This window comes from Pseudarthrobacter enclensis, from assembly GCF_001457025.1.
Taxonomy (GTDB): domain Bacteria; phylum Actinomycetota; class Actinomycetes; order Actinomycetales; family Micrococcaceae; genus Arthrobacter; species Arthrobacter enclensis.
The window spans coordinates 132040-144753 of the sequence record NZ_KQ758604.1; the positions used below are offsets into that span (position 1 = coordinate 132040).

The 12714-nt window shown below is 68.6% G+C and carries 12 protein-coding genes; 4 read left to right on the top strand and 8 right to left on the bottom strand.

Translation table 11 applies throughout. From position 1 onward, the window contains the following. Window positions 1-16: 16 nt before the first annotated feature. A complete protein-coding gene (yczE, locus tag AS031_RS14485; protein WP_058268866.1) occupies window positions 17-718 on the bottom strand; it encodes a membrane protein YczE in 702 nt (233 codons plus the stop codon). A gap of 59 nt (window positions 719-777) precedes the next feature. Here yczE and AS031_RS14490 point away from each other — a divergent pair, with 59 nt between their 5' ends. Continuing rightward, on the top strand, window positions 778-2427 hold the full coding sequence (locus AS031_RS14490) for an aminotransferase-like domain-containing protein (protein WP_058268867.1): 1650 nt from the start codon (window positions 778-780) through the stop codon (window positions 2425-2427). An 87-nt stretch (window positions 2428-2514) separates the two neighbouring features. On the opposite strand, the gene AS031_RS14495 is transcribed toward AS031_RS14490, so the two are convergent. Both AS031_RS14495 and AS031_RS14500 read right to left on the bottom strand, forming a co-directional pair. Further along, entirely contained in the window at window positions 2515-3207 is a 693-nt protein-coding gene (locus AS031_RS14495; RefSeq protein ID WP_058268868.1) for an SRPBCC family protein, read from the bottom strand. Then, window positions 3200-3823: an ArsR/SmtB family transcription factor gene (locus AS031_RS14500; RefSeq protein WP_058268869.1), complete on the bottom strand. Its 624-nt coding sequence runs from the start codon at window positions 3821-3823 to the stop codon at window positions 3200-3202. The genes AS031_RS14495 and AS031_RS14500 overlap by 8 nt, the downstream gene beginning before the upstream one ends. Window positions 3824-3922: 99 nt before the next feature. Between AS031_RS14500 and AS031_RS14505 the strand changes: the two genes are divergently transcribed. Further along, window positions 3923-4918 carry an RluA family pseudouridine synthase gene (locus AS031_RS14505; RefSeq protein ID WP_058268870.1) on the top strand — a complete coding sequence of 332 codons (996 nt, stop codon included), beginning with the start codon at window positions 3923-3925 and terminating at the stop codon, window positions 4916-4918. A gap of 89 nt (window positions 4919-5007) precedes the next feature. Beyond that, complete coding sequence (locus AS031_RS14510) at window positions 5008-5625, top strand: DedA family protein (protein WP_058268871.1); 618 nt, start codon at window positions 5008-5010, stop codon at window positions 5623-5625. A gap of 6 nt (window positions 5626-5631) precedes the next feature. On the opposite strand, the gene AS031_RS14515 is transcribed toward AS031_RS14510, so the two are convergent. The 3 genes from AS031_RS14515 to AS031_RS14525 form a co-directional block, all read right to left on the bottom strand. Then, window positions 5632-5937: a hypothetical protein gene (locus tag AS031_RS14515; protein WP_058268872.1), complete on the bottom strand. Its 306-nt coding sequence runs from the start codon at window positions 5935-5937 to the stop codon at window positions 5632-5634. A gap of 91 nt (window positions 5938-6028) precedes the next feature. Then, window positions 6029-8842: a phosphoenolpyruvate carboxylase gene (gene ppc, locus AS031_RS14520; RefSeq protein ID WP_058268873.1), complete on the bottom strand. Its 2814-nt coding sequence runs from the start codon at window positions 8840-8842 to the stop codon at window positions 6029-6031. Window positions 8843-8964: 122 nt separating this feature from the next. Beyond that, window positions 8965-9651, bottom strand: a complete 687-nt coding sequence (locus AS031_RS14525; RefSeq protein WP_058268874.1) for an NADPH-dependent F420 reductase — start codon at window positions 9649-9651, stop codon at window positions 8965-8967. A gap of 151 nt (window positions 9652-9802) precedes the next feature. Between AS031_RS14525 and AS031_RS14530 the strand changes: the two genes are divergently transcribed. Then, complete coding sequence (locus AS031_RS14530; RefSeq protein WP_058268875.1) at window positions 9803-10669, top strand: DUF1684 domain-containing protein; 867 nt, start codon at window positions 9803-9805, stop codon at window positions 10667-10669. On the opposite strand, the gene AS031_RS14535 is transcribed toward AS031_RS14530, so the two are convergent. Both AS031_RS14535 and AS031_RS14540 read right to left on the bottom strand, forming a co-directional pair. Then, window positions 10666-11886, bottom strand: coding sequence for an acyl-CoA dehydrogenase family protein (locus AS031_RS14535; protein WP_058268876.1), 1221 nt, complete (start codon window positions 11884-11886; stop codon window positions 10666-10668). The two genes, AS031_RS14530 and AS031_RS14535, sit on opposite strands and share 4 nt — an antisense overlap. After that, window positions 11883-12677: an SDR family NAD(P)-dependent oxidoreductase gene (locus tag AS031_RS14540; protein WP_058268877.1), complete on the bottom strand. Its 795-nt coding sequence runs from the start codon at window positions 12675-12677 to the stop codon at window positions 11883-11885. Before AS031_RS14540 ends, AS031_RS14535 begins: the two co-directional genes overlap by 4 nt. Window positions 12678-12714 lie beyond the last annotated feature (37 nt).

Below are 12714 nucleotides of genomic sequence, written 5' to 3' on the forward strand. Positions count from 1 at the left end.
CGGAGCGATTCCGGCCCTACCGGGTGGCTGCCGTCTCCGGCTCCGGCTCCCCTTCAGGCTTCCGTCCGTCCTCACGTTCGCGGCCATCCACCGGATCCGCGCCAAGGTCCCCGCCACGGACCGGGGCAGCCTCCGGGACCGACGCCGGCACCATGAAACGGGGCAACAGCAGCTGCACCAGGGGTCCAATGGCCAGGGCATACAGCACGGTGCCCACTCCCACCGAACCGCCCAGCAGCCAGCCGGCCGCCAGGACCGTGACCTCGATCAGGGTCCGCGACAGGCGCACCGACCATCCGGTCCGACGGGCAAGACCCGTCATCAGCCCGTCCCGGGCGCCTGGGCCGAACCGCGCCCCGATGTAGCAGGCGGATGCAACACCGTTGAGCATGATGGCACCGGCGAGCATGGCAGCCTGGCCCGCCAGGGTGGACAGCGACGGAATCAGGGCCAAGCCGATGTCGGCGAAAACACCCACCAGGACGGCGTTGCACAGCGTGCCGAATCCCGGGCGCTGACGCAGCGGAATCCACAAGAGCAGCACCAGGAAACTGACAATGATCACCACCAGCCCGATGCTCAGTCCCGTCCGGTTGGCCAGGCCCTGATGGAAGACGTCCCAAGGGTCGAGACCCAGGCCGGCCCGGATGAACATGGCAAGCGATATGCCATACATGGCAAGGCCGGTGAAGAGCTGGATCAGTCTGCGGGTCATCATGGAACCACCTTCGCAGAAACTGGCCTTGGATTACATAGCCAGTCTGAGATACTGGCCCTATGTCCGCTTCGCTCTCCGCTTCCGCGCTTGTCCGTCTTCTGGGGCCATGGAACACGGGCGCCGGCCCCGCCTACCGCCAGTTGTCGGACGTGGTGCGGCTTCTCATCCTGGACGGCAGGGTGCCGCTGGACACCGCCTTGCCCAGCGAGAGGGCACTGAGTTCAGCAGCCGGGGTCAGCCGGACCACGGTCACGGCCGCCTACTCCGGACTGCGGGAGCAGGGATTCCTGAGCAGCGGCCAGGGCAGCCGCGCCAGGACCCGCATCCCGGGGCCTGGACCACTGGTTCCGGCCCCGTACAGCCTGCCGCTGCCGCCAGGGGCACCCTCTGCGGACAGCGCGGTGGCCGGCACTGCCGGCCGCCGCGGCCCCGGCGTCCGGAACGGCAGGGGCAGGAACGTCGGAGCAGGCAGCAACGGCGGAGTGGGCACCAACGGCAGGGCGGGCATCGCCGGCGGGGCGGGAGCGCGGCAGCAGGTGGCTGCCCACCCCGGGATGACCGCGCCCGGGCTTACTGCCCCCGAGGGCCTGATCGACCTTGCCTATTCCGCCCTGCCGGCCAGCGGCGAGGTGGTCCACCGCGCCTTCGCGGCTGCCTTGACGGAGCTTCCGGCACTGCTGCCGGGCTTCGGGTACGACGCACTGGGACTCCTTCCGCTGCGCCGGGCCATCGCGGACCGGTACACGCACGCCGGAGTTCCCACGGACGCGGCGCAGGTCATGGTCACCTCCGGCGCCCAGCACGCGCTGACCATCGTGATCAGGACGCTGGCTGACCGGCAGGACAAGGTCCTGGTGGAGCATCCCAGCTATCCCAACGCGCTGGACGCCATCCGGGCGGCACGCTGCCGCCCGGTCCCGGTGGCCTTCGCCGACCAGGGTTGGGACCTGCGGGCCCTGGAAGCGGTCCTGGCCCAGCAGCGGCCCAAAATCGCCTACCTGGTGCCGGACTTCCACAATCCCACCGGCATGGTGATGCCGGACCAGCAGCGGCGCAGGCTGGTCCGGGCCGCTGCCGCCGCGGGAACAGTACTGATCGCGGACGAGACGCTGCGTGAGTTGAACCTGGACGGCGTGCAGTCCACTCCCCTGGCGGGCTTCGGCAGCGGGGTGGTGTCCATCGGTTCGCTGAGCAAATCCCACTGGGGCGGGCTGCGCACGGGCTGGATCCGCGCGTCCGAAGCGATGATCCAGCGCTTCGCCGCGGCGCGCACCACGCTGGACCTGGGCGGCCCGGTGATGGAGCAGCTGGCTGCCGCCCATCTGGTCCGGGACCTGGACGAGCCGATGCCGGCACTCCTGGAAACCCTGCGGGGCAACCGGGCCGCGCTCCTGTCGCTGCTGGCGGAGCACCTGCCCGGCTGGGTGCCAATGGACCCCGCGGGCGGCCTCTCGGTGTGGTGCCGGCTGCCCGCGCCCATCAGCACCGGGCTGACCGTCATCGCCCCGGAGCATGGCATCCGGCTGGCGGCAGGTCCCCGGTTCGGGATTGGCGGCGCCTTCGAGCGGAACCTGCGCATCCCGTTCACCCTGCCGCCGGACAAACTGGAAACCGCAGTGCTGGCCCTGCGCGCCGCGCAGGACAGGCTTGAGGCCGCACCCCAGCTGCGGCGCTCGCTGACCCAGGCTCCCGCCGTCGCCATCGCCTGACGCACCTGGCCGCGACCGCACGTTTGCGGGAGCGGCGCGTCATGCGCCAGGCGCCGGGGGGGGTAAAGAACGACGGCGGCCCAGGGCTTAGGCGTAGACGCCTTCGAGGAATCCGTTCCACGCCTTGGCGGTGGTTTCCTCATCGCCGGCGCCGCTGAAATCGTGGACGGTCATTCCCACGGGGGCTCCCCACGCGTTGCGGCCAAAGAACCGGTACATGGCGTCCCCGGTGCGCACGCCCAGGAAGTGCTCGTTCACGAAGTCCACCTCGCCGGTGAGCCGGCCGACGCCGTCGACCTCGATGTCCACCGGGGTTCCCTGCCGGGCGGAACGCAGCCCCAGCGCTTCACGAAGGCGGATGAAGCCGTCCGCCGCCTGCGATCCGGCGGGCCCCTGGACGTCGGTGAAGACCACGGGCTTCCCGTCGAAGTACCGCAGGTACTGGCCCAGCGTGTGCAGGTAGAACTCCGTGTGGCGGCTGGCGCCGTCGTACTGCTGGTCCCAGTCCTCCGCGAAAATGCCGCTGTGGACGTAGTGCAGGCGGGCCCGTCCGCCGTCGAGCGGTTCCAGGACGTGCTCCAGCTGGTTGAACCACCCATCCGGACCGTCCATCCGGGATACCAGGTGCGTGGGGTACTCGTTGACGGTCTTGACGTCGGGCCACTGGTCCGTGGGGAACATCCAGCCGGGGGTCCCGGTGGTGACAGCTTCCCACACACGTTCCGGGGTTCCGGGAAGTTCGGTGTCGTAGACGATTTCGAAGTTGCGGTTCTCAGTCATTGTCCTGCTCCTTGCGTGTAGTGGTCTGATCGGAAGTTTTCAGTGCCGGATGCAGCGCAACCACCAGCCGGTGGCGGCGGCCGCGGGTGGCGGCCCCGGCGTCGTGGTACTTGTCCACCAGGTGGCTGACCGCGACGCCGAGTTCCTCGGCGAAGGCGGCCCGCTCCGCTGCCGAGCGGAACGTGACCTCACCGTCGATGGCGAACGTGGCCAGCTTCTGCCGCGCCGCCGCCGCGCCGGCGATCAGCTTTCCCACCTCCTGCACCATGCGGCCCGCGAGGGCCAGCATCCAGAAGGCGGAGAACCTGTCCGCGAACCGGCGCGGATCCGGCGACACCGATGCCAGGGCTGACGGCGAGATCAGGTAGGACGCGGCACTGGCCTGCAGGACGCGCTCGGTGACGTTGCCCTTGCGCCGTTCCTCGACCAGTTCCACGAGCCCGTGCCGTTCCAAAGCTTTGAGGTGGTAGTTCACTTTTTGCCGGGGCAGCCCCACCCGGATGGCCAGTTGGGTGGCCGACGCCGGCTGCGCCAGTTCCCGCAGCATGGCAGAGCGGATGGGATCCAGCGAGGCTTCTGCCGCCGCGGGGTCCTCAATCACTGCGATGTCCAACATGCGTCCAGTCTGCCAACCGACAACTTTTCTTGTCAAGAACTTTTTTGTCGTCGGTATGACGGGAGGCGCCATGCAGCGCGCCGCTAGAATGGAGCGGTGATGCAATCCCCCCTCCCCGTGCGCGACGGCGTCAACGCCACCCGCCTGCGCCTCCCGGACGAGGGGCCCTGGGACACCGCGATGGACTACATGATGCACCGCTGGGGACACATCGATCCCCAGGGCATCGAGGACCGGTTCGACGCCGGTGAGATCGTCGGCGAGGGCGGCGTCCCGCTGACCAGGCACACCAGGCTCGAGGACCACACGTTCATCTGGTACTACCGCACGTTGCCGCCCGAGACGCGCCTGCCGGTGGAGATCAGCATCCTGCACCGGGACGACCACCTCCTGGTAGTGGACAAGCCGCACTTCCTGCCCACCACACCGGGCGGCACCTACATCCAGGAATCCGCACTGGTGCGCCTGCGGAACCAGCTGGACCTGCCGGACCTAATCCCCATGCACCGGCTGGACCGGATGACCGCCGGCGTCCTGCTCTTCTCCACCAACCCGCAGACCCGCGGCAAGTACCAGGTGCTCTTCGAGAAGCGGCAGGTCCAGAAGGACTACGAGTGCGTCTCGGCCGCCGAGCCCGCGCCGGGGCACGCCGCCGTCGAATTTCCCGTGGTGGTCCGCAACCGGATGACCAAGTCCCGCAGCTACCTGCTGGCCGAGGTCGTCGAGGGCGAGCCGAACACGGAAACGCGGGTTGAGCGGCTGGAAACGTTCGACGCCGGCACGGCCCCCGGTGCCAATGGAACCAGGCCGCGGCTCGCCAGGTACCGGCTGGAGCCGCACACGGGCAAGACCCACCAGCTGCGCGTCCACATGGCATCGCTTGGCCTTGGCATCGTCAACGATGCCTTTTATCCGGACCTGCTGGACAAGGCCCCGGACAACTTCGGCAAGCCGCTGCAGCTGCTGGCCCGCGGCATCCGGTTCGTGGACCCGGTCTCCGGCAGGCCAGTGGAATACTGCAGCGGAATGGAGCTCAGCGAGGCAGTCCGGGCGCGCTCCCGGGCCGCGGCGGAAGCACCGGCCCGCACCCCGTAGTTTCCCCATCCCGGACTGCGGACATCAGTGCGGGCAGGACTGTGGTCCCGGCCCGCCCCGGTGACGTGAAAGTGCGGTAACTTGTGGCAATGGACATCGGCTACGCTGACAGCTGGGGGGCGGCCATCTACTTCTGGATCATCCCCGTGGTCCTCGGCGATGCCATTTTCCCGCCGGTCCCGTCAGAGATGGTGGTGATCACCGGCGGGGCGCTGTCCGCCGACGGCCGGGCCAACATTTTCCTGGTCCTCGCCCTGGCCGCCCTCGCATCGTGGATGGGTGACATGGTGGTGTTCCAGCTCTTCCGGCGCCGGCTCAGCCACCTGCTGGACCGGTGGAAGTGGGGCCGCCGGGTGCACAGCGGGATCCATGAAGCGCTGGCCAAAGCCGGCCGGTCCTCCACCTACGGGACCATCATCGGTGCCAGGTTCATCCCGGGCGGACGGCTGGCGACGTCGGCTGCCGCGGGGATCGCCAATGTGTCGGTCCGTGGCTTCAGCCTCTGCGCCGGGCTGGGTGCGCTGCTGTGGGCGTGCTGGCTGGTGGGTTTGGGATTCTTTACGGGCTCGGCAACCAGGCTGCCGTTCTGGGCCAGCTCACTGATCGGCGTGGTGCTCGGCCTGGTGATTGGCGGCGTCGTGGGCATCATCGTGACCCGCCGCCGCGGCAACCGTTCCCCCGTCGAGGAGCCCGGGCCGCTCACCTGAGGAAGGTCAGACGGGCAGCCACTTGCCCCGGCTGCGCCGCAGCACGCTGAGGGAACCTGTCAGCGCAACGCGTTCGACGGCGTCGCGCATCATGGCTGCCGATTCCACCGCCTGCCGGTTCTCGCCGCTGTATTCGGTCGCCTCCACCAGGAAGCGCAGGTTCAGCTGCGGCACTCCCCCGGCGATCTGCAGCTGGTGTGCCTCGACGTGGTGGCGGGTCCCCAAGGCTTCGACGGCGGTGTCCATAACGGATTCGGGGGCGTTGCCGGGCCGGAGCCCGGTGATCTTCAGGCGGGTCTGGAACGACGGCATGCCCCCAACCCTATCCAAACCCAGTTGCCCTATCACTTGGGGTCCCTAAAAGGGCGTTGTAGGGACCCCAAGTGATAGAGCAACCGGGGGGCTAGCCGGTGTTGCGGAGGCCGGCTGCCACCCCGTTGACGGTAATGAGCATGGCCCGCTGGAGCCGCTCGTCAATCTCACCGTTGCTCATGCCCCCGCCTGCCTCGGCGCGGACACGGCGGAGCAGCTCCACCTGCAGGTAGCTGATGGGGTCCAGGTACTGGTCGCGGACCTCCAGGGAACGCTTGAGCGTGGGCTGGGCGTCCAGGAGCACGTGTTCGCCGGTCAGGTTCTGCACCTCGGCGACCGTGAGCTCGTATTCCTCGCGGATGGTCCGGAAGATGTGCTGCAGTTCTTCCGGCACCAGGGTGTCCACGTAGTACCCGGCGATGTCCAGGTCCGTCTTGGCGAGCGTCATCTCCACGTTGGAAAGCACCGAGCGGAAGAAGTGCCAGTGTCCGATCATTTCCACCAGCTGCGCCGAGTGGCCGGCCTCGCGGGCCGCTTTCAGGCCGGAACCGACGCCGAACCAGCCGGGAACGATCTGCCGGGACTGGGTCCAGCCGAACACCCACGGGATGGCGCGCAGGCCACCCAGCCCTGCGCCGGAGTCCGGCCGCTTGGACGGGCGCGAGCCGATGTTCAGCGAACCCAGCTGTTCCACGGGGGTGGACGCCATGAAGTAGGCGGGCAGGTCGGGGTGGTCGATGAGGCCGCGGTACCGTTCGAAGGCTGCGTCCGAGATGGTCTCCATGACGTGCGCATAGCGTTCGCGCTGGTCCTCGGAGGTCCGGGGATCGCGGTGCAGCGCCGAGCCCTGCAGCACGGCGGCCAGCGACAGTTCCAGGTTCTCCCGCGCCAGCTCGGGCAGCGAGTACTTGTCCGAGATGACCTCACCCTGCTCGGTGAACTTGATCTCGCCTTCCAGGACACCGTTGGGCTGCGCCAGGATGGCGTCGTAGGTGGGCCCGCCGCCACGGCCCACGGAACCGCCGCGGCCATGGAACAGGCGAACCCGCACACCGTGCTTGGCGGCAACGTCGCGGAGCTTGCGCTGGGTCTTGTGGATCTCCCACTGGCTGGTCATCACACCGGATTCCTTGTTGGAGTCCGAGTAGCCCAGCATGACTTCCTGGATGTCGCCCCGGAGCCGCACCAGTTCGCGGTAGGACGGGTCGGAGAGCAGCTGGTCGATGATCTCGGCGGAAGCCCGCAGCTCCTCCACGGTCTCCAGCAGCGGCGCGAAGCCGAGCTTGGCGTAGGGCTTTTCGCCGAAGAGGTTGATCAGTCCGGCTTCACGGGCGATGACGGCGGCAGCCAGCACGTCGTCCGCGCCGCGGGTCATGGAAATGATGTACGTCTCGATGACGTCAGGGCCGTACATCCGCAGGGCGCGGCGGATTTCACGAAAGACGTCGTAGGTTCCGTCCGCGGCGCCGTCGAGCTTGATCGGGTGGCCGGAGAGCGGACGCCGGGAGGCCAGCTCGGACCCCAGCACCTCGAAGCGTTCTTTGCGGCTGAGTTCGGCGTAGCGCAGCCCGGGGCCGCCGATCCGGTCCATCAGCTGGCCGACGGCGTCGTGGTGGTGGTCTGCGTGCTCGCGGATGTCCAGGGTGGCCAGGTGCAGGCCGAAGGAGGCGATGGCGCGGCGGACCCGTGCGAGTGCGCCGTCCGCGGCAAGGGTCGCGGAGTGGTTGCGGAGCGACAGTTCCAGCAGGTCGAGGTCTGCCAGCAGTTCGTCGGTGCCGTTGTAGTCGCGGCCATGCTCGTGGTTGGAGTTGGCGGCCACGCGCTTGCCGGTGTTGATCAGCTTTGCCTTGATGCAGGTCAGCTTCAGCCGGTACGGCTCCTGGGCGTTCAGTTCCAGGACCCGCTTGTCCAGGCCCGGGAGCTTCTTCAGGTCGGCGCTGATCGAGTCCAGCAGCACCTGGTCCGCGCCGGCGAGCGCCGTGGAGTTGGACAGGATGGAGATCAGCTCGTCGATCATGCCGATGCTGATGCGGATGGCGTTCTGGTTCTGGATCTGCAGGATTTCCCGGGTGACGGCGGCCGTCACGTTCGGGTTGCCGTCCCGGTCCCCGCCGATCCAGGAGCCGAACTTGATAGGCGCGTCCTGGGACGCCAGGGTCACGCCGTGCTCGCCCAGGAGCTCGGAAAGTTCAGCCAGCATTTCCGGCATGGCGTCCGTCAGGATGCCGCCCAGGTAATAGATGGCGTTGCGGGCCTCATCCACCGGGGTGGGCCGGACCTGGCGCAGTTCATCGGTCTGCCACATCTGGTCGATGATCTCGGCGAGCTGGCGGTCCTGCCGGCGGCGGGCGGTGGTTCCTTCGGCCGTCGGCTGGGCCAGGACGTCGGAGAGCTTGCGGATCTTATCCAGCACGGAGCGGCGGGACGCCTCGGTGGGGTGCGCGGTGAAGATGGGCCGGACGTCCAGCCCGTTGACCACTTCCTGCAGCACTTCGGGGCCGGCCTGGCCGGCGATCTCGGCCACGGTCTTGGCGAGCCAGCCATCCTTTTCGGCGCGGGTGCGCAGGCCGCGGACGCGGTGGACCTGCTCGGCGGCGTTGGCCAGGTGGAAGTAGAACGCGAAAGCCCGCACCAGGTCGGTTGCCTGCTCGATCGGCAGGGAGCCCAGGAGCTCGCGGACCTGGGCGACGACGTCGTGCGCGCTCCACGGACCCGTGGCGTCGGCGCCGCCGCGGGCAGCCTCCTTGGATTCCTTGGTGAGGAGGCGGACCTGCTCCACGAGGTCCAGGAGCTCGGGCCCGTGCTGGCGGACCAGGGATTCGCCCAGCAGGGTGGAGACCCGGCGGACGTCTGCCCGCAGTTCGGAGGCGAGGTCGGATTCGGGATGTGCTGCAGTGTGAGCCATGGAAGCAATCTTTCGGGGTTGCGGACTTGGCTCGTACACTGCGCTGGATACTGTGAGCCACGTAACTAGCAGAAGATGCTACCCCTTTGGCGCGTGGAAGGCGGAATCTGTCTCGGACTGTGTCAGCCGCCGCGCACCACCTTGATGTTGAAGTCCGGGGTTCCCAGCGCCCCGTAGAGCCGCAGCCACAGGGGAAGCAGCATTTCCGCACCGCGGGCCGTCGTCATGTCGCCCAGGTCGATGATGTCGCGGTGCCCCAGCTCCCGGAGCAGGCCGGTGACCACGGACTTGGCCCCGGCGTCGTCGCCCGAAAGGAAGACGGTGTGGTCGCCGCCGGCCAGCCGGGCGGGGTCCACCATGAGTCCGGCGTTCATGGTGTTCAGGGTCTTGACCACCCTGGCCCGCGGGAAGGAGGCCTGGATCCGCTCACCCAGGCTTTCGGTGTTGACCGGGTTCAGCGACGGCGGCATGCCCTGGGAGAAATCCAGCGGGTTGGAAACGTCCACCAGGATCTTCCCGGCAAGGTTCGCCGCGCCGGCGGCGGCCAGAGCCTCCAGGGACGCTGCACCGTTGGTGGCGTTGACCACCAGTTCGCTGCGTTCCGCGGCTGCGGCGAACGTGTCCAGCCGGATGTCTGCGTGTTCTGCCATCCACTCAGCAAACGGAGGCGCGCCCATGGCCCCGCGGCCGGTCCGGGCGGCGGTTTCCTCCGGGTTCCGGGTGCCGACGGCCACCTCGTGGCCGAGCCGGCTGAAGGCCCCGGCGAGCGCACGGCCCACGGTGCCCGTGCCAAAGACTGCGATCTTCATGGTTTCTCCCCTCGGCGGGTGTGCGTGCCTGATGATTCAGAAGCGTACCGGCGGCCCGGGCGGAGGCAAGGGGTCCGGCATGGACGCCGCGGACATGGAATGAAGCGGGCCCGGGGCCCGTTGTAGCGGTGGCAGACGATGGGAAGGAACCATGGGCACCACAACCCCCGCCGGAACGGCAGCAGCAACCGCCCGGCTCGAACGATGGCAGCGTTTCCGCGCCAACCGGGACAAGGCCCTGGCCACCCGCCACGGCTGGCTCACCATCACCTCCTTCCAGTGGCTGGAGGACTCCCCCGCCGCCGTCGACCTCGCCCCGGGCCTGTGGTCCACGGACGGCACGACGGCGGTACTCACCGCGGTGCCTTCCGACGGGCTCACGCTCGTGGAGACCGGCGAAGCGGTGGACGGGACCATCACCGCGGTCCTCGCCGATGAGGAATCACTGATGTGGGTGCAGTTCGGCGGGCCCAGCGGCGACCGGACGGTGGTGGAACTGGCCATGCGCAGCGGACGGTACGCGGCCCGCACCCGGGACGCAGAATCGCCGGTGTTCACCGAATTCGACGGCGTCCCCACCTACCCGTACAACCCGGACTGGGAAGTGACGGGCCGGTTCGAGCCGTACGCCGAACCCGTGGACGTTCCCATCAGCACCGCGAATCCGCTGGTTGACGGCATCCACCGGACCGTGGGAGAGGTAGTATTCCGGCTCCCCGGCAGTCCGCACGAGTTCCGGCTGCAGGCTGAAGAGGAGAAGCTCGGCGCCCTGACGGTCACCTTCCATGACGAAACGAACGGCGCCGCCCCGCCGGGACAGACAGCCGAGTGGCGGAAAGTCTCCACGCCGCGGCCGCGGCCCAACCCGGACGGCACCTTCACGGTGGTCCTGGATTTCAACCGGGCCATCAACTATCCCAGTGCCTTCACGCCGTACGGCACCTGCCCCATGCCGGTCCGCAACAACAGCCTGGACGTCCGCGTGGAAGCCGGGGAGAAGCAGCCGTATGCTCCCTAGGCGATGGCGGACACGCCGGTGATGGCCCGGCCCACAATGAGCGAATTGATTTCGTAGGACCCCTCGTAGGTGTAGATGGCCTCGGCGTCGGCGAAGATCTTGGCCATCCGGTAGTCCGTGACGATGCCGTTGCCGCCCAGGATGGACCGGCCCAAGGCGACGGTTTCCCGCATCCTGGCGCTGGCGTAGGACTTCGCCAGCGCAACCTGCGCCATATCCGCCGCCCCCTGCTCCTGCAGCCTGGCGAGCTGGACCAGCATGCCCGTGCTGGCCACGGCGTTGCCCAGCATGGTCACCAGCTGCTGCTGGATCAGCTGGAAATGTGCCAGCGGGCGGCCGAACTGCTGCCGCTCCACCGCGTACTGACGGGCAACGTCGAACGCGGCGAGCTGCTGGCCCACCGCCTGCCAGGCCACCATGATCCGTGAGCTGCGCAGCAGTTCCCGGGTTCCGTCGAAGCTGCTGATGGCAGCAAAGCGGTCGGCCTCGGCCACCCGGACGTCCTTGAACACGATGTCCGCGTTCTGCACGGTGCGCAGCGCGATCTTGTTCTCGATGCGGCTGCGGCTTACGCCCGGCAGGGTGGCGTCCACGATGAACCCGCGGACCGATCCATCGGCTTCGTCGCGGGCCCACACCAGCATGTAGTCGCAGAACGTCCCGTTGCCGATCCACCGTTTGGCGCCGTTCAGCACCCAGGTGTCGCCGCCGTCGTCCGCTGCCCCGGTGGTGGAGGAGATCCGCCGCGCCGTGGTTTCCAGGCCGCCGGCGACGTCTGAGCCGTGCATCGGCTCGGTCAGGGCGAATGCCCCGGTGATCCGCAGGCTGGAAGCGTCCGCGAGCAGGCGCTCCTTCTGGCCCGCGGATCCGAAGGAGTGCAGCGATTGCACGAAGAGGTCGTGATGCACCAGGAAGAATGTGGCGATCGAGGTGTCCACCCGGGTCATCTCGGCGATCACCAGCCCGGCAAACAGGTGGCTGTAGCCGCGCTGGGTGGGGGTGCTCAGTTCCAGGGCGGCCAGTTTGGGCAAAAGGTGCGCGGGGAACTCGGCCGCGTTCCACCAGTCCCCCGCGTGGGGGGCGATCTCGGCGGCGAGGAAGTCCCGCAGTTCGGCCAGTTTGTTCCGTTCAGTGTCGCTGAGCAGGGATTCGACGGCGAAAAAGTCGGCGGAGGGCAGTTCTGCGGGCCGCCCGGACAGGCCCGGCGAGGCGCTCATTTGGGTCCCATCCGGATGGCGCCGTCAAGGCGGACCGTTTCGCCGTTGAGCATGGCGTTGTCCACGATGTGCGCCACGAGTTTGGCGTATTCCTGGGGCTTGCCGAGCCGTGACGGGTGCGGAACCTGCGCGCCGAGCGATTCCTGTGCCTCCAGGGGCAGGCCGGCCATCATGGGGGTTTCGAAAATCCCTGGTGCGATGGTGACCACCCGGACCAGGTATCGCGCCAGCTCCCGGGCGATGGGCAGTGTCATGGCGGCCACGGCCCCCTTGGAGGCGGCGTAGGCGGGCTGGCCGATCTGCCCTTCGAAGGCGGCGACGGAGGCAGTGTTGATGATGACTCCCCGCTCCGGGCCGCCGATGTCAGTGACTGCCGGTTCGGTGGCAACCATGGCCTCGGCCGCCAGGCGGATGACGTTGAACGTTCCCGCGAGGTTGACCTGGATGACCCGGTTGAAGGCCTCCAGCGGCAGCACGCCGTCGCGGCCCAGGACCTTGCCCGGCGTGGCGATTCCCGCACAGTTGACCACGATCCGCAGCGGGCCCAGCCCCGCGGCGGTGGCGACGGCGGCACGAACGTCTGCTTCGCTGGTCACGTCGGCGGGGGCAAAGACCGCCTTGGCGCCGCCGTCCGGCGTTCCGTTGAGCCCGGCAGCCACCGATTCGCCGGCCGACGACGGGAGATCCACGAGCACCACGGACGCGCCGGCGTCGAACAGTGTCCGGGCCGTGGCGGCCCCCAGGCCCGATGCCCCTCCGGTGATCAGCGCGACACTGCCTCTGGCATCCATGCATCCTCCTTGATGTGGCCCCCGCGCCCCGGCCTGA